22 protein-coding genes are annotated in these 25,430 nt (G+C 40.1%); 15 read left to right on the top strand and 7 right to left on the bottom strand.

What is annotated here, in order from left to right; all coding sequences use genetic code 11:
- Positions 1-17: 17 nt before the first annotated feature.
- From cysI to srtB, 14 genes are all read left to right on the top strand, one after another.
- Positions 18-1,751: an assimilatory sulfite reductase (NADPH) hemoprotein subunit gene (gene cysI / locus NSQ77_RS10575; protein ID WP_339230849.1), complete on the top strand. Its 1,734-nt coding sequence runs from the start codon at positions 18-20 to the stop codon at positions 1,749-1,751.
- Between the two features lie 34 nt (positions 1,752-1,785).
- Positions 1,786-2,562 (top strand): uroporphyrinogen-III C-methyltransferase, encoded by a 777-nt coding sequence (cobA, locus tag NSQ77_RS10570; RefSeq protein WP_339230848.1) that lies wholly within the window; start codon positions 1,786-1,788, stop codon positions 2,560-2,562.
- A gap of 16 nt (positions 2,563-2,578) precedes the next feature.
- Complete coding sequence (locus NSQ77_RS10565) at positions 2,579-3,322, top strand: sirohydrochlorin chelatase (RefSeq protein WP_339230847.1); 744 nt, start codon at positions 2,579-2,581, stop codon at positions 3,320-3,322.
- Positions 3,323-3,340: 18 nt separating this feature from the next.
- Positions 3,341-3,955: an NAD(P)-binding protein gene (locus NSQ77_RS10560; protein ID WP_339230846.1), complete on the top strand. Its 615-nt coding sequence runs from the start codon at positions 3,341-3,343 to the stop codon at positions 3,953-3,955.
- A gap of 12 nt (positions 3,956-3,967) precedes the next feature.
- Complete coding sequence (locus tag NSQ77_RS10555; protein WP_339230845.1) at positions 3,968-4,771, top strand: uroporphyrinogen-III synthase; 804 nt, start codon at positions 3,968-3,970, stop codon at positions 4,769-4,771.
- A gap of 46 nt (positions 4,772-4,817) precedes the next feature.
- A complete protein-coding gene (gene sat / locus NSQ77_RS10550) occupies positions 4,818-6,005 on the top strand; it encodes a sulfate adenylyltransferase (RefSeq protein WP_339230844.1) in 1,188 nt (395 codons plus the stop codon).
- A 12-nt stretch (positions 6,006-6,017) separates the two neighbouring features.
- A complete protein-coding gene (locus NSQ77_RS10545) occupies positions 6,018-7,787 on the top strand; it encodes an SLC13 family permease (RefSeq protein WP_339230843.1) in 1,770 nt (589 codons plus the stop codon).
- A 10-nt stretch (positions 7,788-7,797) separates the two neighbouring features.
- Positions 7,798-8,403, top strand: a complete 606-nt coding sequence (gene cysC / locus NSQ77_RS10540; protein ID WP_339230842.1) for an adenylyl-sulfate kinase — start codon at positions 7,798-7,800, stop codon at positions 8,401-8,403.
- Between the two features lie 478 nt (positions 8,404-8,881).
- The gene (isdC, locus tag NSQ77_RS10535; protein ID WP_339230841.1) at positions 8,882-9,595 is read left to right on the top strand and encodes a heme uptake protein IsdC; all 714 of its coding nucleotides are present in this window, start codon (positions 8,882-8,884) and stop codon (positions 9,593-9,595) included.
- Positions 9,596-9,616: 21 nt separating this feature from the next.
- Positions 9,617-13,537 (top strand): NEAT domain-containing protein, encoded by a 3,921-nt coding sequence (locus NSQ77_RS10530; protein WP_339230840.1) that lies wholly within the window; start codon positions 9,617-9,619, stop codon positions 13,535-13,537.
- A 116-nt stretch (positions 13,538-13,653) separates the two neighbouring features.
- Positions 13,654-14,571, top strand: coding sequence for a heme ABC transporter substrate-binding protein IsdE (isdE, locus tag NSQ77_RS10525; RefSeq protein WP_339230839.1), 918 nt, complete (start codon positions 13,654-13,656; stop codon positions 14,569-14,571).
- 22 nt (positions 14,572-14,593) lie between these two features.
- On the top strand, positions 14,594-15,583 hold the full coding sequence (locus NSQ77_RS10520; RefSeq protein ID WP_339230838.1) for an iron ABC transporter permease: 990 nt from the start codon (positions 14,594-14,596) through the stop codon (positions 15,581-15,583).
- Positions 15,570-16,340 (top strand): ABC transporter ATP-binding protein, encoded by a 771-nt coding sequence (locus NSQ77_RS10515; protein ID WP_339230837.1) that lies wholly within the window; start codon positions 15,570-15,572, stop codon positions 16,338-16,340. The genes NSQ77_RS10520 and NSQ77_RS10515 overlap by 14 nt, the downstream gene beginning before the upstream one ends.
- A gap of 37 nt (positions 16,341-16,377) precedes the next feature.
- Positions 16,378-17,163, top strand: coding sequence for a class B sortase (gene srtB, locus NSQ77_RS10510; protein WP_339230836.1), 786 nt, complete (start codon positions 16,378-16,380; stop codon positions 17,161-17,163).
- 38 nt (positions 17,164-17,201) lie between these two features.
- Here the strand turns inward: srtB and isdG are convergent, their stop codons facing one another.
- From isdG to NSQ77_RS10490, 4 genes are read right to left on the bottom strand one after another with little or no spacing between them, the layout of a single operon-like run.
- Positions 17,202-17,552 (bottom strand): heme oxygenase, encoded by a 351-nt coding sequence (gene isdG, locus NSQ77_RS10505; protein WP_339230835.1) that lies wholly within the window; start codon positions 17,550-17,552, stop codon positions 17,202-17,204.
- Between the two features lie 42 nt (positions 17,553-17,594).
- Positions 17,595-18,407 carry an ABC transporter ATP-binding protein gene (locus NSQ77_RS10500; protein ID WP_339230834.1) on the bottom strand — a complete coding sequence of 271 codons (813 nt, stop codon included), beginning with the start codon at positions 18,405-18,407 and terminating at the stop codon, positions 17,595-17,597.
- Entirely contained in the window at positions 18,404-19,402 is a 999-nt protein-coding gene (locus NSQ77_RS10495; protein ID WP_339230833.1) for an iron ABC transporter permease, read from the bottom strand. Before NSQ77_RS10495 ends, NSQ77_RS10500 begins: the two co-directional genes overlap by 4 nt.
- Positions 19,399-20,346, bottom strand: a complete 948-nt coding sequence (locus tag NSQ77_RS10490) for an ABC transporter substrate-binding protein (protein ID WP_339230832.1) — start codon at positions 20,344-20,346, stop codon at positions 19,399-19,401. Before NSQ77_RS10490 ends, NSQ77_RS10495 begins: the two co-directional genes overlap by 4 nt.
- Positions 20,347-20,734: 388 nt before the next feature.
- Here NSQ77_RS10490 and cdaS point away from each other — a divergent pair, with 388 nt between their 5' ends.
- On the top strand, positions 20,735-21,358 hold the full coding sequence (gene cdaS / locus NSQ77_RS10485; protein WP_339230831.1) for a sporulation-specific diadenylate cyclase CdaS: 624 nt from the start codon (positions 20,735-20,737) through the stop codon (positions 21,356-21,358).
- 151 nt (positions 21,359-21,509) lie between these two features.
- Here the strand turns inward: cdaS and dnaB are convergent, their stop codons facing one another.
- The 3 genes from dnaB to NSQ77_RS10470 all read right to left on the bottom strand — a co-directional run bounded on the left by dnaB (position 21,510) and on the right by NSQ77_RS10470 (position 25,420).
- Complete coding sequence (gene dnaB, locus NSQ77_RS10480) at positions 21,510-22,883, bottom strand: replicative DNA helicase (RefSeq protein WP_339230830.1); 1,374 nt, start codon at positions 22,881-22,883, stop codon at positions 21,510-21,512.
- A 114-nt stretch (positions 22,884-22,997) separates the two neighbouring features.
- On the bottom strand, positions 22,998-23,444 hold the full coding sequence (gene rplI, locus NSQ77_RS10475; protein ID WP_339230829.1) for a 50S ribosomal protein L9: 447 nt from the start codon (positions 23,442-23,444) through the stop codon (positions 22,998-23,000).
- Positions 23,441-25,420 carry a DHH family phosphoesterase gene (locus tag NSQ77_RS10470; RefSeq protein ID WP_339230828.1) on the bottom strand — a complete coding sequence of 660 codons (1,980 nt, stop codon included), beginning with the start codon at positions 25,418-25,420 and terminating at the stop codon, positions 23,441-23,443. The genes rplI and NSQ77_RS10470 overlap by 4 nt, the downstream gene beginning before the upstream one ends.
- Positions 25,421-25,430 lie beyond the last annotated feature (10 nt).

The following is a 25,430-nucleotide window of genomic DNA, read 5'->3' as shown; positions in this document are numbered from 1 at the left end:
AGGAGGAGAATTAGGGGATGGATAAAAATAAGCTAGCAGAACAGAACGGTCCGTTAGATCGATTGGAACAGGTGAAGGAGAATAGTAATTTTTTAAGAGGAACGATTGCTGAAGGACTGGAGGATCCAATTACAGGAGCAATTTCTGATGATGATAACAAACTGCTAAAGTTTCATGGGAGCTATCAGCAGGATGACCGAGATATAAGGGATGAGCGCAGGCGGAAAAAATTGGAGCCTGCATACCAATTTATGATTCGCGTACGTACACCTGGTGGCGTAACAACATCTGAGCAGTGGCTCGTCATGGATGAGCTTGCACAAAAGTATGCAAATGGGACAATGAAGCTCACGACTAGACAGACCTATCAATTGCACGGAATTTTAAAAAGAAATTTGAAAAAAACAATGCAGGAAATGAATCAAGCCCTTATGACAACCATTGCAGCTTGTGGGGATATAAACAGAAATGTGATGTGTAATGTAAATCCGGCGCAATCGGATTACCATTCAGAGGTCTATGCATGGTCCAAGAAGATCAGTGATCATTTATTACCAAAGACAAATGCATATCATGAGATTTGGCTGGATGATGAAAAAATAGTCGATAGCCGCGGAATAAAGGAAACAGAGCCAATTTATGGGCCGACCTATTTGCCAAGAAAATTCAAAATTGGTGTCGCTATACCGCCTTCTAACGATGTCGATATCTATTCACAGGATTTAGGCTTCATTGCCATTATCGAAAATGAAAAACTGCAAGGGTTTAACATAGCTGTTGGTGGTGGGATGGGAATGACACATGGTGACACCAAAACTTACCCACAAATCGCTCGTGTAATTGGATTCTGTGCGCCAGAGAAGATCACAGAGGTGGCAGAGCATGTCGTGATGATTCAGCGTGATTACGGCAACCGCTCCAATCGAAAAAATGCTCGTTTCAAATATACGATTGATGCGAGAGGGATTGACTGGTTTAAGGATGAATTGAACTCAAGGTTGACATGGAACCTGGAGGCGCCACGTCCCTATCATTTTGAATCAAATGGCGATACCTATGGCTGGGTGAAAGGCAAAGACAGTTGGCATCTGACATTGTTTATTCAAAATGGACGAGTGAAAGATATTGAAGGATATGAGCTGATGACTGGGTTACGGGAAATTGCCAAAGTCCATACAGGCGATTTTCGAATTACAGCCAATCAAAATCTTATCATCGCGGATGTTACAGACGAGAAGAAACAGGAAATTACCGATTTGGTTGAAACATATCACCTTACTGAAGGAAGGCATTTATCAGGGCTGCGAAGAAACTCGATCGCCTGTGTTGCTTTACCGACTTGTGGCCTTGCGATGGCTGAATCAGAGCGATATCTCCCAGTTTTGCTGGATAAAATGGAAGGAATTCTGGATGAAGCTGGACTCCATGAAGAAGAAATCGTTATTCGTATGTCAGGCTGTCCGAATGGCTGCTCCCGACCAGGTCTTGCAGAGATTGCTTTCATTGGGAAAGCACCTGGGAAATATAATATGTACCTTGGTGGTGCCTTCAATGGCAGCCGCTTAAATAAGCTTTACAAGGAAAATATCGGAGAAAAAGAAATTTTAGATTCCCTTCGTCCAATTCTTTTCCAATATGCGAAGGAACGATATAAAGGAGAACATTTTGGTGACTTTGTCATTCGGGCAGGATACGTTGAGAAGGTCCATTCCGGGCTTGACTTCCATGCAACGTCAGCTGCTCAAAAGTAGATAGCAACCTGAATTAAAGAAAGGAAGTGACCTTGTGGGAAAAGTTTATTTAGTTGGCGCCGGACCTGGTGATCCGGATTTGATAACCGTAAAAGGATTGAAGGCGATTCAGAGCTCCGATGTTATTTTATATGATCGTCTCGTTAATGAAGCATTACTCGATGAGGCTCCCGATTATGCGGAATTGGTCTATTGTGGAAAGAGTCCTGATCATCCTTCTATTTCACAAGAAACGATACATGAATTACTCCTGGATTATGCTGGCGAAGGTAAGGTTATTACACGCTTAAAGGGTGGAGACCCATTTATTTTTGGCAGAGGCGGCGAGGAGGCAGAAGTCCTGAAACAAAATGACATCGACTATGAGGTTATCCCAGGAATCACATCTGGATCTGCCGCACCTGCTTATGCAGGCATTCCACTAACACACCGAGATTATAGCTCATCCGTATCCTTTATATCCGGCGTAAGTAAAAATGGTCCATCCAATGAAAAATATTGGAAGAACCTAGCTCAAGGATCTGATACACTTTGCATCTATATGGGGGTTAAAAGCCTGCCAGACATTTGTGAAAAGCTGATTCGATATGGCCGTGCAACCTCTACCCCAGTTGCCTTGATTCACTGGGGGACAACAGAACAGCAGCAGACAATAACCGGTACACTTGCAAACATTGCAGAACAAGCGCTTACCTTTCAAAACCCTTCCATGATTATTATTGGGGAGGTTGTCACATTAAGAAAGCAGTTAAGATGGTTTGAGGAAGCTTCCATTGAAAAGCACTTTACCCCACAAGCAATTATCGGATGAACTGGAGGGATCAGCATTGCAAGCAATTCTATATGTAAGCCATGGCAGCCGAAACAGGGAAGCAATCTCCGAAGCGATTGCTTGCATTGCCAAAGTAAAAAGATTGGTTAATGTCGAGCTCCAGGAAATTTGTTTTCTAGAGCTGGCCGAACCGAATTTATCTCAGGGAATAGAAAGCTTAGTTACACAAGGTGCTACAAGGATATCAATTGTGCCTGTATTGCTCCTAAGTGCCGGCCATTATTATACAGACATACCTGAAGAAATCAACCGAGCGAGAGCTATACACAAAACGATCACCTTCACCTACGGAAAGCCACTAGGTGTACAGAAGCGTTTTGCAGCTATTTTAACAGAACGAATCGAAGAGGTGTATACATCAAATCATTCGCATGCAAAGGTGCTTCTCGTTGGCCGCGGCAGTCGTAACCCACAAACTATGCTGGATATAGAGGAAATCGGCAATGCATTACAGGAAAAGGTAGATATGCCAGTTGAAGCTTGTTATCTAGCAGTCTGTGAACCTTCTTTTCATGAAGCAATTGAGAGTTCCTTAAAGGAAGGTTATCAAAAAATCATTGTAGTACCATACCTATGGTTTACCGGTGTACTCATGCGTTTTTTAGAAAAGGAAATAAATAATCTACCCGGGAACAGCACTGACGTTCTACTATGCCGGCAGCTTGGTGATCATCCATATATGGTGGATGCACTAAAGGAACGGGCATATGAAGCAGTCATTAGCAATTATCAAATTTAAATAAGAAGGTGCACAAAAATGCCATTAACACCGCTCATGGTTAATTTAAGCGGCAAAAACATTGTTCTTGTTGGAGGCGGCTATGTAGCTGGCCGAAGAATTCAAACGCTTCTGGAGAGCGGTGCGCAGCTTACTGTTATCAGTCCAGAGATCGGGAAAGAAGTTCGCGTTCACTGGGAAAAGGGACGGATAAAGTGGATTCAAAAGCACGTTGAACCAAATGATCTTGATGGAGCATTTCTTATCATCGTCGCTACCAATAATCCAATTGTGAACCAGTCCATTATTCTGGCAGCCCCTCCAAATGCACTCGTCAATGCTGCAGCAGATGCTGTAAAAGGTAATGTAGAATTCCCCTCTGCTTTCAGACGGGGAAAACTGGCCATCAGTATATCAACCAATGGCGCCAGTCCACAGCTTACTCGCAAGATTAAAGAACAGCTGCAAACCATCTATAACGAGAATTATGAAACGTACGTTGAATTTTTATTTGAAAGCCGCCAATTAATTAAACGGTCGGTACTAAATAAAATGGAACAAAAGCAATTGTTAAAAGAACTGCTTTCTGAAGTATTTCTAGACCCAAGTAAGCAACGGCAAACAATTGCATGGCTGAACAGCTTTTTTTCATAAGGAGGATGTACATTGAAGGGGTTCGAAGGCAAAAGAATTGGAATTGCAGCCGCCCGTCGATCAGATATGATTGCTGCACTTATTGAAAAAAATGGTGGGACGGCATCCACTTTTTCAATCCAAGGAGAACAAGTCTTAAATAAAGCAACATGTGAGCAGGATCTATCCCACCTATTCACCGAAGCATTTCAATTAATCCTTTTAACAACTGGAATTGGAGCGGAAACATTGGAAAAGGCCGCCCGCCAAATGGACCGTGTGCCAGAATTTATTGGAAAGTTAGAACGCACACCATTGGCAGTGCGTGGCAGCAAGACACTAAATTGGCTGAAAAAGCATGCTTTAACCCCATCCTATATTGCTGGAGATGGCATGATGGAAAATTTATTGGATACATTGGCTTCTGAAAAATTCAACGATCATCCCCATGTGTTTTTACAAGCATATAACCAAGATGATGACTTTCTAAAGGAAAAACTAGAGAACTTAGGCTATACCGTGTATTTATCAAAACCCTATCAATATAAAAAGCCTGATCCGGGAATTCTGCGAAGACTGAGGCAGCATATTGTGGAGCAAACACTCGATGCAGTCATCTTTACGAGTAAAACACAGGTTCAAAATCTCTTTTACGGTAACAAAACAAAAGAAATGGTGGATGCTTTCAATAATAACGTGATAGCAGCTGCAGTAGGAAAAGTAACTGCAGCTGAACTGGAGCAGCATGGAATATCCGATGTATTTTATCCAGCGAATCAAAAAATGGGAGCAATGGTAATTGAACTTCGAGATTACTATAAAGCAAGCCTTAAATAGAAAGTCCGATTTAGTTAAAGATCGATATTCTAAGGAGGTTTTAAAAATGCCAGTAACAAAGCGGAAGAAAATTGAAACGATTTTACCACACGGCGGTGAGCTCATTCAAAGAGAATTAGTTGGTGCCCAAAGAGAAGCATATGTAAATCAACTCAATACGTTAAATTCACTTAGACTGGATGCCTGGAGTTTATCAGACCTGGAGCTTATTGCAATTGGCGGATTCAGCCCGTTAATCGGATTTATGGGAGAGGCAGATTATACAAGCGTTATTGAAGATATGCGCTTAAAGGATGGAACGATCTGGAGCATCCCTATCACTTTGCCGGTTTCTAATGAACAAGCCAAGTCATTTGAAATTGGTTCAACTATTGCACTTATCGGTGACGATGATGTTTTCTATGGCGTTCTTGAATTACAAGAAACGTATACGTATAACAAAGAAAAGGAAGCTAAACTTGTATATGGAACGACAGATAAAACACATCCAGGCGTGAAAAAGATTTACGAAAAAGGAGATGTTTATTTAGCAGGTCCAATTTATTTATTGAAACGGCCGGACCATGCTGACTTTAAAGATTTTTATTTAGATCCGAAGGAAACAAGAGAATTATTTGCTCGTTTAGGTTGGAAAACAGTTGTTGGTTTCCAAACACGCAATCCAGTGCATCGTGCCCATGAATATATTCAAAAGTGCGCACTGGAGTCTGTGGACGGATTATTATTAAATCCATTAGTTGGCGAAACAAAATCGGATGATATTTCAGCAGCAATCAGAATGGAAAGCTATCAGGTTATTTTAAAAAACTACTATCCGGAAAATCGAACAAGACTTGTTATCTATCCAGCAGCAATGCGTTATGCGGGACCAAAAGAGGCGATTTTACATGCAATTGTCCGAAAAAACTACGGCTGCACACATTTTATTGTTGGTCGTGACCATGCAGGTGTCGGAGATTATTATGGCACCTATGAAGCACAAGAATTGATTTCCTTATATGAAGAAGAGCTGGGGATTCAAATTTTTAAATTTGAGCATGCTTTTTATTGCACCAAATGCGAAAACATGGGGACAGAAAAAACATGTCCACATGGGAAGGAATCCCATGTCCATCTTAGTGGAACGAAAGTACGCGAGAAGCTTCGAAATGGGGAAGCACTCCCGAAGCAATTTTCACGTCCTGAAGTCGCAGCGGTTCTTATTAAAGGGATGAAACAGAACAATTCGAATTAAAGGGTGTTTGCATTGACCGTTGAAATGCTTTTTGTACTAATCATGGTTATCATCATGTTGACCGTATTATTGTTTGAACTTGGCAGTCCTTCCATTATTGTATTTATGGTGCTTACTATTTTTTTAATTACGGATATCCTACACCCAAAGGAAGCACTGAGTGGATTTTCTAATGAAGGCATGCTAACTGTAGCCCTGCTCTTTATAATAGCTGGAGCTTTGCAAAAGAGCGGTTTGATTGAAAAAACAATTGATACGTGGCTTTCTGGAAGCAGGACACGAGCTGGCTTCATGATGCGTTTTTTTGTACCGATTTCTGCCTTTTCTGGGTTTATAAACAATACACCAATCGTTGCCACCTTCACACCAATAGTAAAGAAGTGGTGTGAAGGTCATGGAATTGCACCGTCAAAATTTTTGATTCCTTTATCCTATGCCACGATTCTTGGTGGAACGATTACTTTAATCGGGACTTCGACAAACCTGGTAGTGCACGGTATGTTGATTGATTACGGCTATCCAGGATTTTCTTTATTTCAGTTTGCTATCATCGGTGTTCCGATTACAATCGCAGGACTAATCTATATTTTTACAATTGGATATAGAATACTGCCTGAACGTAATGACTTTCAGCAACAGATGAAAGAAGACACCAGGGAATATATTGCAGAGCTGGTCGTTAAATCATCATTTCCTTTTATTAATCAGAGTGTTATGAAAGCTGGATTAAAAGATTTAAAAGGCCTTGAGATTATTCGTGGAAATAAACGTCTAACAACCATTCGTCCTACAACAATCATCCAAGCAGGTGACCGATTTATTTTTTCCGGATTAATATCTACATTGCGAGATGTCCAGATGACAAAAGGCCTAACATTAAGAACAGGCATGGATTTAGAATTTAATGAACTGAAAAAAGACAATGCCAATATTGTAGAAGCAGTCGTATCCCATCAATCTAGCTTGCAATCAAAGTCAATCAAACAATTAAAATTCAGTTCGCAATATGATGCGGGTATCATTGCCGTCCATCGTAAAAATGAACGTATTAAAAGTAAAGTTAGTGACATTATTCTTAAACCAGGAGATGTACTTTTATTACTTTCAAGGGAAAACTTCGTGGAAAAGTATAATCATTCTAGTGATTTCTATGTCCTTACTCCCTTGAACACCCCTGTTGAACTAAAGCGTGATCCAATAAAGGCTTGGTTCTCTATCGGTTTATTTATTAGTATTATTTTATTGGTTACCTTTGGCGTGTTGAGCATGTTCAAGGGCATGGCTCTAGCTGTGATTCTATTATTATTAACCAATGTAATCACCCCTAGTGAAGCTAAGGGTTATATTCATTTTGATGTCCTGCTTCTAATTTCCAGTTCTTTTGGCATTGGGCTTGCTATGTCCAAAACGGGCCTTGCTGGTTGGATAGCGGAGGGCTTACTAACAGTAGGTAGGCCGCTAGGATTATTTGCAGTTCTACTATTGATCTATGTTTTAACAAATATTTTCACCGAATTAATTACAAATAGTGCAGCAGCTATTCTCATGATTCCTATTGGAATAGAAATGGCGACAAGTCTACAACTCGAACCGCTTGGAATTGCTGTTCTTATCGCCATTGCTGCTTCAGCAAGTTTCATTACTCCAATCGGCTACCAGACAAATATGATTGTATATGGACCAGGTGGTTACAAGTTTACGGATTTTATAAAAATAGGAACTCCACTAAGTTTAGTTGTCATGGCAATAGCTGTTTCAATTGTATACTACTGGTGGTATTAGGAGGGAAATTATGCATATACCTGAGAATATTGTTTGGCATGAATCCAGTGTCACGAAAGCAGAAAGAGCAAACCAGAAGAAACATAAAAGTGTCGTCATATGGTTTACTGGTTTATCGGGGTCGGGAAAGTCCACACTTTCGGTTGCATTGGAAAAAGCACTCTATCATTTAGGGATTCATACGTATCGTTTAGACGGTGATAATGTACGCCACGGTTTGAATAAAAACTTAGGCTTTAGCCCGGAAGATCGTACAGAGAATATTCGCCGTATCGGAGAAGTCTCAAAACTGATGGTCGATGCTGGAATTGTAACATTAACTGCCTTTATTTCCCCATACCGAGAAGATCGGGATAAGGTAAGGGCAATCCTCGATGAAAATGAATTCATTGAGGTTTTCGTAAAATGCAGTCTGGATGCATGTGAACAACGCGACCCGAAAGGTTTATACAAAAAAGCACGGTCCGGAGAAATCAAGGATTTTACAGGAATAGATGCCCCCTATGAAGAGCCTGTTCACCCAGAGATTCTCATAGACACTGAAAAAGAGTCATTAGAAGATTCCATACAGACAATTATTAAATACCTGGAAATTAATAAGTACTTATCTAAATAAATGCAAGTATTAAAGACACTCCTGGAATTTTGATATGGTACCGCCCCCCGAAGGTTAGAGTAAATAAATCTAACTTCCGGGGTTATTTTTTTTAGTGCTATGTAAATAGTCTAGTAAAAAAGATCCAATCAATTTGAATTGGAACAAATGATAAACACATCTGCGAACTGTAAACCTGGTCTTCCTTATTAAAATAACTAACTATAGGAATATTTACCCTAATTGAGATTGACAATCATTATCAACTAGATTAGTATAATGTTGTATGAGAATATTTTTCCATTACATAAGTAGGGGGGCGTCCAAAATGAAGAAGGTTTAAGATGGAACTTTTCGCAATCATTGTCAAACGAAAAGTCTAAATATATTGAATTCTATTCAAGTTTAGGAGATACGTACAGTGTCTGCATTTTTTTTAGTTTTTCCAATGAGAATGATTATCATTATTAATATACCATAACAAGGAGGATTTGTATTTATGAAACGAGTCTTAACAGTATTGCTTATTATTTGTTTTGCATTTTTTAGCCATTCCATAGACGTTAGTGCTGCAACAGACTTAGCGGATGGAACTTATACCGTCGATTATACGATTCTGCATGCTGATAATGATTCTGCTTCCATCGCAAATGATTATTGGAATAAACCAGCTACTGTCACAATTGACGGAGATACAACAACTGTACAGCTGACGCTTAATCACAGTACTTGGATTACAGAATATCAGGCACCTAGTGGAGGCGGCTTCTCTGATGTTCGCGTTGTCAGTACAAATGAAGGAAACGCTGAACCAGGGGATAACACAAGGGTAGTCGAATTTACAGTAGACAACCTGGCAGAAATTATCCCTGCAAAAATTCATGTAATCGTTCCTGACATTGACTACGACCATAATTACACAATTCGCCATTCATTTGATCTAAACAGCGCGACACTTATTAGTGGAGGCGAATCTGACGAAGATGATTCTGATCAAAGCACAGGTTCTACTGATTCAAATGCTACGAATGAAAATTCTAATGATAACGGTAACACAAGCGAAAGTACAACAAAATCAAACGAAACAGGTGCAGGTAAAACCGTTGAAAACCCACCTACAAGTGATTCAAGTCTAATAACATGGGCTGCCCTTTTACTTGCTGTTTCAGGGCTATATCTTATTTCAAGAGTTGTCATTAGAAGATTAACATAAATTATGGGTGGGAGGTATACAATGGTGAAAAAACAGTGGCATAAACTATTATCGCTTTTTTCCGTATTTGTCCTTGTATTAACAGCAATTCTTCCTAGTACGGTCATCTATGCAGAGGAAGCTCCACTTGCTGACGGGCAATATACAATCGATTTCGAATTCCATAAGGATAGCACAGATGATAAATCTGTAATGGATGGCTATACGACAAAACCTGCAACATTATTTGTTGATGGTGATACCAAGCACATTGAACTCACGTTAACAAATAGTCATTGGATTAAATTATTCCAAACAGATCGAAATGGCACATTTGTTGATGCAGAAGTTGTTTCCGAGGATACAGCAGCAGACAAGCGGCTTGTCCGATTTCCTGTAGAAGATTTATCTGAGAAATTAGATGCATACACACATGTTCATATTGAAGACATTCCAGGCTTTAATTATAACAACTACTATACGGTTCAGCTTGCTTTTGACGAAACAAGTATTGTCCCTGTAGAAGTTGAGGAGCCAGAGCAGCCGAGCGACGGGGATGAAAATGAAGGCAACGAACCGGAACAACCTGTCGATGGCGACGGAAATCAAGACAATGAGCCTGAACAGCCGGGTGATGACGACGAAAATCAAGACAATGAGCCTGAACAGCCGGGTGATGGCGACGAAAGCCAAGACAATGAGCCTGAACAGCCGGGTGATGGCGACGAAAGCCAAGACAATGAGCCTGAACAGCCGGGTGATGGCGACGAAAATCAAGGCAACGAACCTGAGCAGCCGGGCGATGGCGATGAAAATGAAGGCAATGTGCCTGACCAGTCGGGTGATGGCGAAAATGAGGGCAATGCGCCTGAAAATCCGAGTGATGAACTAACACCGATTACATTAGACGATGGTGAATATACGGTTGAGTTTGATGCACTGCATGCTAGCGAGGACAAAGCTTCCTCTATGGCAAGATACTTTGATTCTACCGCAACATTAACTGTTGAAGATGGAAATATTCTGATCGATCTTACCATTCTCGAACAGCCGGGACAATTGATTACCGAGCTTCTTTTAGAAAACAATGGTGAGTTAGAAGATGGAGTCTTGATTAGTGAAGATCCGGATACGCTAAGTCGAGTAGAGCAATTTGCAATTGATGGTCATTCCACTATCATTTCTGCTCAAGTTGACTATGAGGTGCCTGCTGCTAATCATAAGGGTTCTCAGCCATTCCGGATTTCACTTGACCTAGATACTATTTCTGAGATAGAGACTCCTAGTGAACCAGAAGAGAAAATTGAAGTTGGAACATATTCTATCGATTTCAATGTGCTTAAAGATGGTACAGACAATATTTCTGTGATGGATGGCTATACAGAAAAGCCTGCGACACTTTTTGTTAAAGAATCTGGTAACTTCGTTGAGCTAACCTTGAAAAATAGTGATTGGATTCTATTATTCCAGACAGACCAAAACGGAGAATTCGTTGATGCGGAAGTTGTAGATGAAAACACAGAAGCAGATACTCGCACCGTCCGCTTCCCAGTAGAAGATCTTTCTGCCAAGATTGATGCTTACACACATGTTGTCGTTCCATTTATCAATTATGACAACTATTATACTGTTCAATTCCAATTTGATAAGACGAGTGTAGAGCCATTCGAAACAGAAGAACCAGAATATCTTGGGGACGATGATGATAACGAAAATAACGATCCAGAACAACCTGGCGAGGAAAAAACGCCAATCACATTAGACGATGGTGAATATACGGTTAAATTTGATGCACTGCATGCTAGCGAGGACAAAGTTTCCTCTATGGCAAGATACTTTGATTCTACCGCAACATTAACTGTTGAAGATGGAAATATTCTGATCGATCTTACCATTCTTGAACAGCCGGGACAATTGATTACCGAGCTTCTTTTAGAAAACAATGGTGAGTTAGAAGATGGAGTTCTGATTAGTGAAGATCCGGATACGCTAAGTCGAGTAGAGCAATTTGCAATTGATGGTAATTCCACTATCATTTCTGCTCAAGTTGACTATGAGGTGCCTGCTGCTAATCATAAAGGGTCTCAACCGTTCCGAATTTCGCTTGATCTGGACACCGTTACGGAAGTAGAAGTTCCTAGTGAACCAGAAGAACCTAAAGAACCGATTATTGAAGAAGATGAAGACGGTAATATTACCGTAAAAGTAACCGACGTAAACAATTTTAACCATAAAGAGGCTGACAACTCTTATGAACTAGATTATGAGGCTAAAAATGTTCACATCGGCAAGGCTATTTTATCAGAATTAGATGTAAATGCAAACCTAGTAATCACTGGTAAAGGTGGGGTAACTGCCACTTTCGCTATACAGGAATTATTAAACCAACTTGGGTCTTCTGAAACACTTGTCATTGATTTCACAGATATCACAAGTGATTATCCAGACGCCTTAAGTAACGTCTATGATATAACATTAAAAGCTGATGATGAGGCGATTCATACATTCGATGAAGCCGTCCGCTTAACATTTACAGTTGATACAGACAAAGTAGGCAACTGGGACAATGTTCATATCGCTTATATCAATGATACAGATGAAAAAGAAGTACTACAAACAACGATTGATCGTGATAATGGTGTTGTTACAGCAGATGTTTCTCACTTTAGTATTTATGGGGTATTTGAAACTATAGTTGAGGATCCAGAAGAAGATGAGGAAACAGAGGTAACAGCATATACAATTGATTTTGAAGTTCATAAAGATGGGACCGATGAGATTTCGGTAATGGATGGATATACGGTTAAGCCTGCAACACTTTTTGTTGGCGATTCTGCTCAATTTGTAGAATTAACGTTAACAAATAGCAATTGGATTAAGCTTTTCCAAACAGATCAAAACGGGACATTCGTTGACGCAGAGGTTGTAGCTGAAGATACGGATGCAGATACACGTACCGTTCGATTCCCTGTAGAAGATCTTTCTAGCAAGTTAGATGCCTATACACATGTCGTTATTGAGGACATTCCAGGGTTCGAATATGACAACTACTATACCGTTCAATTCGCATTTGATGAAGCTAGTATGGAGCCAGTAGACACAGAAGGACCTGAACAGCCCGGCGATGGAGATATTGAGCCTACTGACCCTGAGCAACCAGGGGAGGAAGATAATGAGCCGACTGATCCGGAACAGCCAGGGGACGAAGACAATAATCCAACAGATCCCGAGCAACCAGGTGACGGAGATAAAGACCCTACTAAACCTGGAAATCCTAGTGAAAAACCAGGTGATGAACAAGAAATCGCATACTACACGATCGATTTCGAAGTCCATAAAGATGGGACCGATGATATTTCGGTAATGGATGGCTATACGCTTAAGCCTGCCAAGCTTTTTGTTGAAGATGCTGCTCAATTTATCGAATTAACATTAACAAGCAGCAATTGGATTAAGCTGTTCCAAACAGATCAGAACGGGACATTCGTTGACGCAGAAGTTGTAGCTGAAGATACGGATGCAGATACACGTACCGTTCGATTCCCTGTAGAAGATCTTTCCAGCAAGTTAGATGCCTATACACATGTTGTTATTGAAGACATTCCAGGATTCGAATATGACAACTACTATACGGTTCAATTCGCATTTGATGAAACTAGCATGAAAGCAGTTTACACGGATGATCCAGATGTAGATCAAGATCCAAATCCGAATCCAATTAATACAAATGATCCAACGAATACAGATGATTCGAAAAACAAGCCAAATAATGATGATGGACTTACCTATGATCGCAATGGGGATACAAATAAAACAGATGACTCTAGTTCTAAAAATTTGACGACCAATACGAAAACAACGAATGCAAAAACTGGTGATACAGCAAACTTCGTTATATTCATCGTATTACTTGGAGCATCCGCCTTCATTTTGTTTAGAAAATATCGTTTAGGAAGACTGTAATATAAGAGAGGATACCCCAAAGCAAATAGACGCAGACACAGTTGTGCCTAATGCAAGAGCTTCGGGGTATCCTTTAACTTTTTCAAAAAAATTGCCAAATGAAAGGAGAGGAAGTAATGAAAAAAGGTATACCATTCTTGTTTATAGCCATCATCTTGTTTCTCATTGCTGGTTGTTCCTCAAATGCGAGTGATCCCGCACAATTAGAAGCTGCGATAGATAACGAGCATGAAGAGGTAGATGCTGAGGTAGAAGAAGAACACCGAATTGTTGCAACAACTGTAGCTGCAACAGAGATGTTTGATGCACTGGAGTTAGATCTAATCGGAATCCCTACTAGCTATAAGGATTTGCCAGAGCGTTATGACGACTTAACAGAGATCGGAAATCCAATGAGCCCGGATATGGAACTTATTAAATCGCTAAATCCCACCGAGGTTTATTCGGTAACAACTTTACAGACTGATTTAGAGGATGTTTTTCATAATGTCGATATCGATGGCACCTTTATGGATTTGCAAAGTGTTGATAGTGTGCTACAGGAGCTGATTAATCTTGGTGAAAAATTTAATCGTGAAGAACAAGCTGAAAAAGTAGTGTCTAATATTGAACAGCGTTTTGCTGAAATAGAAGAAGCTGCTTCCGGAAAAGAGACGCCATCTGTCCTAGTCCTGATGGGAGTTCCAGGGAGCTATCTTGTTGCAACAGAACACTCCTACATCGGCGATCTCGTTAAACGAGCTGGCGGTGAAAACGTTGTACATGGAGAGGATGTCGAGTACTTGGCCTCCAATACCGAGTATTTACAGCAGTCCAACCCAGATATTATCTTACGTGCCGCCCATGGTATGCCAGATGAAGTAGTAGAGATGTTTGATAAAGAATTTAAAACAAATGATATATGGAAGCATTTTGACGCGGTAAAAAATGATCGTGTATACGACTTACCTGAACCGCTATTTGGAACGACAGGAAATTTAAAAATTGTCGAAGCGATGGATGCGCTTGTCGAGATGCTCTATCCAGAACTTTAATCGGATAGTTGAGGGATAAATCATGCGAAATCGGAAAATAATTAGTTTTATCGTAACACTGATTCTACTAATTGCAGTTCTGCTATTCTCCATGATGGCCGGGAGTATCCGAGTCAGCTTTGGAGAACTTATTCAAGGTCTTTTTACTGGTAATAACGAAGATGTAATCGTCATTAAAGACTTACGTATGCCGCGAATCATCATTGCTATGTTTGCTGGAGCCGCACTAGCTGTTGCAGGGGTGCTTTTACAAGCAATTATGCGAAATCCACTAGCAGACTCAGGGATTATTGGGATTTCATCAGGTGCCCAGTTTACATATATTTTTGGTGTCACGTTATTTCCAACACTATACTTCTGGTCACCACTCTTTGCATTTATAGGTGGAGGAATCGCTTGTTTTCTTGTTTTCAGTCTTTCCTGGAAATCTGGGCTTCACCCATTACGGTTAATTTTAATTGGTGTGGCCATTAACGCTGTATTTACCGGATTAACAGAATCCTTTAACTTCAGAGGCTCTTATTCGGTAACAAGCATTAGCTCTGCAACAACCTCTACATTAAGTATGAAAACGTGGAATGATGTTGAAATTATGGTTATTTTCGGCGGAATTGGGCTAGTTCTTGCTTTCCTTACGTTTGCCTCTTGCAACCTATTAGCACTGCAGGATAAAACCGTAAAAAGCCTCGGCGTCCCTGTGATGCGTCTGCGAATTTTTATTGCAGCAGTCGCCGTTTTGCTCGCTGCCACATCCAGTGCCGTTGCAGGAATGATTGCTTTTATTGGTATTCTTATCTCGCATATCGGCCGGCAGCTTGTCGGTAATGATCATAAGCTGCTTATTCCCTTCTCAGCAGTTGCTGGGGCTTTACTATTATTACTGGCGGATACATTAGGAAGAACAATTATCGCACCGAATGAAATTCCCGCCTCCATCATCATGGCCATTATCGGTGGACCATTCTTGATTTTCTTATTAAGAAGGGAGGATAAACTCAATGAAACTCGATAATATTTCCTTTTCCTACAAAGGCATGGGCAACCAATTATCAAATATTTCAGCTGAGATTATAAAAGGGAAAATTACAACAATCATCGGACCAAACGGCTCTGGAAAATCGACCTTGCTTGGTGTCATGTCTCGTAATCTAGTACCGTCTCAAGGCAATATCATTATGGATGGCAAAGCAATTCAGGAATATAACGCTAAAGACTTTGCAAAAAGGCTAGCCATGGTTCATCAGGAAAATGATGCTCCCAATGATTTAATCGTAGAAAAGTTAATCCATTATGGCAGGATTCCATATCGAAGCTTTTTAAAACAAGATAAGGATAAAGACGAGCAGGCTATTAACTTTGCTATAGCACGAACAAATCTTATAGATAAGCGCCACACTCCCTTCCAGCAGTTATCAGGTGGTGAAAGGCAGCGTGTTTGGCTTGCACTGGCATTAGCACAACATACGCCAATCCTCTTTCTTGACGAGCCAACAACCTATTTGGATATCTACTATCAATTAGAGATTTTAGAGCTTGTTAAGCAGCTAAATGAAGAATTTAATATGACGATCGTGATGGTCTTACATGATATTAATCAAGCCATTCGCTACAGCGACTATTTGATGGTTATGAAGCATGGTGAATTGGTGATGCAGGGAGCCACAGAGGACGTTATTTCAAAAAAATCCATGAAGGAAATTTATAATGTAGATGTTGTTTTAAAAAACGATCAAGATACTGGCCTTTATGTAATTCCAATTGCTAAATAAATGGAACAGTTAAATCTAAAAGTGGGAAGTGGAGACATTGAGCAAACAGAAACAGCATAAAAACAAACTGAAAAGCATCATACAGCGACTGATTACGATCGTTTGCCTCGTGATCTTTATCGCTTCCGCTTTTTACTTAGTAGATGCCTTATACGACTACTATACCAATCGTCAAGTATTAGCAGATATTCAAGATGTATATCGGGAAAGCAAGGAAGATGAGATCGAAATAGGGCCAACTGACTCTGCAGCCACGATTCGTTCTTCCTTCCGTGATATCCTTGCCATTAACAGCGATATGGTCGGGTGGGTCACGATGGACGGAACAATGGTGGATTATCCAATTCTGCAAGCAGAAGATAATGCATATTATTTGCAGCGAAATTATAAAGAAGAGGATTCACGGGCCGGGAGTATTTTCATGGACTATCGTAATGATATAACACAACAAGATCGGAATATTATATTATACGGGCATAATATGAAGGATGGCTCGATGTTCGGACAAATGAAGCGATTTCTAGATGAAGACTTTCTTCAGGAACATCAGCATTTTTACTTTGATACACTATATGGTAGCTACGAGGTAGAAATTTTCTCTGTATACCATACAACAACCGATTTTTATTATATTGAAACTGATTTCGAAAGTGACGAATCGTATCGTACTTTTTTAGATGATATTAAAAAACGTTCTGAAGTTACAACAGATATTGAATTAAGTGCAAAAGACCAAATCATTACATTATCCACCTGTGATTATTTGCTCGATCCAAATGAAGGACGCCTTGTCATTCATGGAAAATTGGTGAAGCAGAATTAAAAATAAGAAGCAGTATACATACCGCTTCTTATTTTTAATTACACTGTCGCTTGCTCCTGCACTGGCGCTTCTGCATTTGCCGAAATCGGATGGCGAACGACTTCTACATCATAGTATGTTATTTTATTTTCAATAATATATTCTGGAATCTCCCGCTTGCGATGGGATTTTTTGAATGCGTCGCTTTTGGTCCAGTTTTTAAAATCATCCATGGAATTCCAGCGTGTCACAACAGATACTTCATCATAATCACGAAGATTCTTCGTAAACATAACTTCTAAGCCAAGGAAACCAGACATTTGCTCAACCATGCCGACTTTCTTAAATCGGTTAATGAGCTTTTCTCCATCACCTTTTGTAATTTTTGATGTGTTTGTCACAATTAACATGTTAGATACCCCCTATATGAAATAATTTTTTACATTACTTTATTAGAAAACCGCCTTCAATTTCTCATCTGACTCCCTTTTTCGCCTATTCGGAACAATAATTGGGTAGCCATCGATATAATTAACGGTTGCGAAAATATTGTAAACTTTTTCGAGAAACGTGGACGTTAATAAGTTTTCTGGAGTTCCTTCAGCTACAATTTCCCCTTGCTTCATTGCGATTAAATAGTCGGAATACGTAGCAGCCTGTTGCAATTCATGATTCACCATGATGATGGCAATGCCATACCGTTGGTTAATCTCCTGCAGTAAATCCATCACCTCAAATTGATGGGCAATATCAAGGTATGTGGTTGGCTCATCTAATAAGAGTATATTTGTCTGTTGAGCAAGCGCCATTGCAATTCGAACTTTTTGCTGTTCACCTCCTGACAGGCTTAAAAACATCCGATCCTGATATTTTTTCGTATTGGTTACTTCCATTGCCCATTGAATAACATTTCTGTCTTCTTCTGAAGTTCTTGTTTCAAAGCGTTTTTTATATGGATAACGCCCAAACGCAATTAACTCCTCTACGGTTAAATTTGGCAGCGACTGCTTCGACTGTGGCATCATTGCCAAGACCTTAGCAAATTCCTTTGCCTTATATTGCTTGGAACGTTTATTGTTTACAATCACATGGCCACTATCTTGCTCAAGGAGTCTAGCAATTAGTTTTAATAGTGTTGATTTGCCAGAACCATTAGAGCCAACAATCGATGTAATTTTCCCTTTTGGAATTTGTACCGTAATATCTTTCAGTGTAAAATAGCCAACTTGGAGTGAAAGATCCTTCGTCGTAATCACTTGATTCATACCATCATTCCCCGCTTTTTTAATAAATATAGGAAGAAAGGAGCTCCTAAACATGCTAGTAAAATCCCAACCGGGAGTTCAATTGGATCAAACAGGGTACGAGCTAGCGTATCTGCAAAGACAACAAGTACTGCTCCTCCCAACGCCGAAAGTGGCAGTAAGAATCGATAATCCTCGCCGAAGATAAGCCGAATAATATGGGGGACGACAAGCCCTACAAAGCCAATCAGTCCTGCCACACTTACTGCTGTTCCCGCTAATAGTGCCGCTAGTACGATAAGTAAAAATCGTTGCCATTCTACTCTTTCACCCAGCAATTTGGCTGAGTCATCACCTAATAGAAGAAGGTTTGCTGGCTTAATTGCCAGTAGGGATAACAGTAATCCAACGATAGCGTATGGTGCCATAAAGCTTAAATGATACCAGCTACGTCCATTTAATCCTCCAGCAAGCCAAGGTAGTACCGATTGGACACGATCACTAAAAATGACCATTAATCCGCTTTGTACTGCGCCTAACAAAGCATTTATTGCTACACCTGCCAAAATAATTTTAAAGGCGGATGCACCACGATCCCATGCGAGTAAATAAATAAGGATTGCTGTTACTAAGGCGCCAATAAAGGCAGTGATGGGGAGCAGGTAGCCAAATTGCGGTAACACAAGCATTGTTATTGTCGCTGCAACACCACCGCCAGCTGTTACGCCAATTATCCCGGGATCTGCAAGCGGATTCTTCATCACGCCTTGCAAAATTGCCCCCGAAACGCCGAGACATGCACCAACGAGCAAACCAATTAACACGCGTGGTAAACGCAATTGTAAAATAATGGTCTCATGTATCGATTCGCCGCTTCCCGTAAGTACATTCCAAATATCTACGAGTGTAATCGGTACGGAACCATAGATTAAGCCAAACACCGACACAGTGATTACTAAAACCGGAAAAAGTGTAATTCCCCACTTTCTTCTTACGGTACGTTGTTCAATGTTCATGATTCATTTGACACCGTGGCTAATAATTCTTCTAATAATTCCATTGCCTCCATTACTCTTGTGCCAGGGTTCGTACCAAATAAATCAGCTGGCAGCACTTCAATATTTCCAGCTTTTACTGCATCCAGGTTATTCCATGCAGGATTCTTCTCCATTTCCTCTATAAATCCTGATTCGACTGCTTCTGGATCACCATGACTCATCAATAAAATATACTGTGGGTTTGCTTCGATAATTCGTTCTGTATTTAATTGGGCATATTGGGGATATGCTTCTAAGCTTTCAAAATCACTAGCGATATTTTCGCCGCCGACAGCCTCCAGTATATTGCCGCTTAATGAATTTGGAAGAGCGGTCATAAAGGTTCCAGGTGCACCATAGACGAGTAATACACGAACTGGATCGGTATCTTCTTTATGTAACGCTTCGATTTTTTCATTGATTTCTGCATTTATGACTTCTGCTTTATCTTGTTTTTGCAGCATCTCACCAAATAACCTAATTTGCTCTTGAATATCCTCAATTGAATTTGCTTCGGTTAATACCATTTGTGCATGTAAACTGTGAATGGATGCTGTGTCTTTGCTATTCATTTGGACATTTCCTAAGACAACATCAGGTTGAACGGACGCTATCTTTTCTAAATCAATTCCATGTGTATTACCAACTTGTTCAACATCCACTGCGCTTTCTGGTACACCAACATCTGTACTCGGTCGTCCTACCAGCTCACCACCTAATGCATAAATAATATCCATCTCCCCACTACTGAGTGCTGCAATCCGCCCAGGAACCTGTTCAAAGGTAACCTCCTGCCCCGCAAAGTCAGTAATGGAATAATTATTTCCCCCATTATTATTTGTTTCACCATTCGCAGATGAATCCGTACAACCTGCTAGGATAGCTACCACAAACAGACATACCAATATATAGATGTTCTTCATATTTATCCCCTTTATCTATAATCCGATTATAATTGATAATGATTTTCATTATCACTAATGTACTTTACATGATAATGAAAATCATTATCAATGTCAATTGTTTTCTTATTATTTTGACACAAATGTTTCACAGTTTATAGTTCGATGGAATCTTTTCCAATGATAGATCGCAGAAGTAAATGAAAATGCTCTGGGATATAGAACCTAGATTGATGCTAGGTTTCCCGGCAACACCATGTTTAAAAACAGACTTTATAAGGAAAACTCCCCAAAAAGCTTGTATGGCGATTTCTCTGATGGAAACTTTACATTGATAACATTGATTTTACGCATAAAAGAGGACTATTCGTGAAAAATATATAGAACAAAAGCGAACGGAGGTAAAATAATGGGTTTAATTAAACCAGGTTTATCATTTTCATTAATCCATCAATTAAAAAGTGACTTAGAAGATTTATCGCATCGAATTGATCGTTTAATGCATGCCATAGATAATCCAAATTCCAGCTTGCTTAATGAATTTGAAGAAATTCATCATCTATTTCATGATATTCAAGTCAGCACGGCTTCCCATTATTTAAATTCTTATTTAGCACCCTTTACGAATCAATTCGGCGTACTTTCAAAGGCAATTCAGCATCTTTCGGACCGAAATCACGGTGCCCTTATTGTCATTCAGCGAAATGACACTCTGGATTCGTATATACATTCAGGAGTTCCTGTTAATGCTGACTTGTCCTTTCCCTTATTAGAATCAATTTTTTATACTGGAAGCCCACTGCATGATGGTGCTGTTTTGGTCTGTGGTTCAACAATTGTTTCAGCTGCTAATGTCCTTCCAGTTTCCAAGCAGATGGTAGTTGAAAAAAAGCTAGGAACAAGACATCGGGCAGCACTTGGACTTTCCGAGTTAACCGATGCTTTAATCCTCGTCGTTTCTGAGGAGACAGGGAGAGCAACATTCGCATTTGCCGGCGAACTATACCCCATTCGCACTAATGGTGCCAACTAATTTTGAAGAAGTTTTGGTTTGCTGCCAATTGCAGACTTCAACATTTTATTTGAGGTTATCAGCACTTTTATCATGAATATCACTTTTTCGTTTTTGGACAAAATCCAGGCACAAAAAAAACAGCCTCTCCAATAAAGGCTGTTTCACTACGCTATGCTTGCATCATTGCTGGTGGGATATCTCCCTCCTGATAGCGATGGTCCAAGTCTACGAATTTATTATATTCTTTCACAAACGCCAGCTCGACTGTCCCGGTTGGACCGTTACGCTGCTTAGCGATAATGATTTCGATAATATTTTGGTTTTCAGTTTCTTTATCATAATAATCATCACGATAAAGAAATCCGACAATATCTGCATCCTGCTCAATACTTCCCGATTCACGAATATCCGACATCATTGGACGTTTATCCTGACGTGATTCAACACCACGGGATAGCTGTGATAACGCGATTAATGGCACCTTCAGCTCACGAGCCAATGCTTTTAATGCACGGGAAATTTCCGATACTTCCTGCTGACGGTTTTCCTTGGAGCTTCCGCTTCCTTGAATCAATTGAAGATAATCGATTAAAATCATTCCAAGTCCATGTTCTTGCTTCAGGCGTCTGCATTTCGAACGAATTTCACTTACACGAACTCCTGGGGAATCATCGATAAAAATACCAGCATTCGATAATGATCCCATGGCCATTGTTAGTTTACCCCAGTCATCAGCTTGCAGCTGTCCATTACGTAAACGCTGCGCATCAATATTACCTTCCGCACAAAGCATACGTTGAACAAGCTGATCGGCACCCATCTCAAGACTGAATATCGCTACATTCTGATCTGTTTTCACAGCGACGTTTTGTGCAACATTCAATGCAAAAGCCGTCTTACCAACAGATGGACGTGCTGCAATGATAATCAAATCATTCGGCTGAAAGCCAGAGGTAATCTTATCTAAATCATGGAAGCCTGTTGGAACCCCCGTAACGTCTCCAGTTTGCTGGTGGAGCTGTTCAATATTATCATAAACATCGATAAGAACATCTTTAATATTTTTAAACGCGCCAGAATTTTTTCTTCCAGATACCTCTAGAATATTTTTCTCTGCGTCGTTTAAGACACCTTCTACTTCATCTTCATGTTCAAAAGTAGACGTAACAATATCTGTCGCTGTACGGATTAATCGTCTCAGTATCGACTTTTCCTCAACAATTTTGCTATAATACTCGATATTCGCAGCAGTCGGCACACTTTCAGCCACCTGCGTTAAATACGTTACACCGCCTGCTTCTTCCAGCTGTTTCTTATCATTTAAATAGGTAGTAACCGTAACGACATCGATTGGTTCGCCTCTTTCTGAAAGATCCATCATCGCCTGGAAAATCCGCTGATGACTAGCCCGATAAAAATCCTCTGGAAGTAATAATTCAGAAGCAGTCGAAAATGCTTCAGGCTCCAGAAAAACAGCACCAATTACCGATTGCTCTGCTTCTATATTGTGTGGTGGTGTTCTGTCTTGTAACGTCTGATTCATTCGGATGCTTCCCCCCTGTTCTTAGAAGTAAAATCAAGCTCTTTTTATCCCCATACAGAAGAAATCGGCTCATTCGCCGATTTCCTTTATTACCAATATCCAACTCGCAATGCATTATTGCTCGCTTACGTGAACCTTAACGGAACCAGAAACTTCTGGATGAAGCTTCACAGGAACTGTTGTATATCCTAATGAACGGATTGGCTGGTCAAGCTCAATTTTCCGTTTATCTAATTTATGTCCATATTGTTTTTGTAATGCTTCGGCAATTTGCTTACTTGTAATAGAACCGAATAGACGTCCATTATCTCCCGATTTCGCCTTAATTTCAATGGTTAGTTCTGCCAATGTATCCTTCAGGTTCATTGCTTCTTCTTTTTCCTGTTGTTCCAATTGAGCATTTTTACGTTTTTTGGCCTCTAGCGCCTTCATATTTCCAGAGGTTGCTTCCTCTGCCAAATTATTTTTTAACAGATAATTTCGGGCATATCCATCAGGTACGTTTTTAACCTCACCTTTTTTTGCCTTGCCTTTTACATCTTTAAGAAAAATTACTTTCATTCTGACTCTCTCCCTTCATAATACTCGTTCAAAATATCGATTAGGAATGCTTCTGAATCATCGATGGTCGTATCCTCTATTTGGGTTGCTGCATTTGTTAAATGCCCTCCACCGTTCATTTTTTCCATGATAACCTGTACATTTACTTCTCCAAGCGATCTGGCGCTTATTCCTATTTTACCATCAGCACGCTCTGAAATAACAAACGAAGCGCTTATTCCAGTCATGGTAAGTAATGTATCTGCTGCTTGAGCAATCATTACAGGACTATAAGACGTACCGGATTCGGCCTTAGCAATCGCAATATGATCACGGTAGATTTTTGCACGTTCAATTATTTTACTGCGTTTTATATAAAGGTCTAAATCTTCTTTTAAGAATTGCTGTACTAAAACGGTATCGGCACCTACAGAACGCAGGTAGGATGCTGCATCAAACGTCCGCGAGCCGGTACGTAATGTAAAGCTTTTCGTATCGACAATTATCCCTGCAAGCAATGCTGTAGCTTCCAGCATCCTTAATTTCGTGCCTTTTGGCTGATATTCCAATAACTCTGTTACCAGCTCTGCGGTCGAGGAGGCGTATGGTTCCATATATACTAATGTAGGGTTATCAATAAAGTCCTCGCCTCTGCGATGATGATCGATAACGACCCTGTACTCTGTTTTATGAAGCAGGCTTTCATCGGCCACCATCGATGGTTTATTGGTATCAACGATAACAAGCAGGCTTCTATTTGTAATAATCTCCTCTGCTCGATCTGGGTCGATAAAATACTTCCATAATTCCTCATCTGCCTTAATCGCGTCAACGAGACGATAAACGCCAGTATCCACATCATCTGGATCAAATACAATATGCCCTTCTACATTGTTTGTTTTCGCGATATTCAGGACACCAATAGCTGCTCCAAGGGAATCCATATCTGGTGATTTATGTCCCATGATAATGACATTATCACTTGCCTTGACAAGCTCTTTTAATGCGTGAGAGATAACACGTGCCCTTACACGGGTTCGTTTCTCCATTGGATTTGTTTTACCACCGTAAAACCTTACCTTCCCCTGATCTTCTTTAATCGCAACCTGGTCACCGCCACGTCCCAATGCGAGATCAAGACTGGATTGGGCAAGCTCGCCTAACTCTGGCAGTGAAATATTCCCGACACCAACACCGATACTCAGCGTAACCGGATTATTTTCAACGCCGTTCATTTCACGAACCTCATCCAAAATATCGAATTTAATTTTCTCCAGCTGCTGTAAAATTTCCTTTGTGCCGACAGCCAAAAATCGCTCCTGGGATGTCCGTTTTAAGTATAGTCCATAACGATTCGACCAATTATTCAAAACGGTTGTAACCTCTGAGTTTAATTGGCTCTTAGCTGTATCGTCCATATTCTGCGTAATTTCTTCATAATTGTCTAAGAAGATAATGGCAAGCACTGTTTGATCATTATGGTAAAGCTTCTGTAATTGCCTCTGATCTGTTCGATCAAGCAAGTAAAGCAATCGTTCTTCTTTTTTTATGATTGTGTGAAACTTATAGCCACCCAATTCGAGCCAAAGACTCTCTTTGTTCTCTTTAATCATCGGAATAATATCTTCCGAAAGTTTATTTAGTGAATCACCTACAAGGGATTCTTCTTCTTCATCACTGAATTGATTCATATAGGGATTAGCCCATTCAATCTGATAATCTTCATTATACAAAATAATACCTAATGGCATCTCTAATAAAGCTTCTTCCCCAACCTTCTTGATCCGGTGTGACATGGTAGAAATATATTTCTCAGTCTCATTAACAATTGCTCTCTCCGTCCTGACACTATAATAAAAGGAAGCGGCTAATACAACAGTCAAAATGAGCCCCAGCATCCACTGGAAATACCAAATGACACCAAGCAGAAGGAGGGATAGCACATAAATTACCCATACATGCCTGCTTAATACTGGCTTATTTTGTAGATTCGGCATTGCGTTCAGC

The organism is Oceanobacillus sp. FSL K6-2867, assembly GCF_037963145.1.
Classification (GTDB): domain Bacteria; phylum Bacillota; class Bacilli; order Bacillales; family Amphibacillaceae; genus Oceanobacillus.
This window is presented reverse-complemented; position numbering and strand designations above follow the sequence as displayed.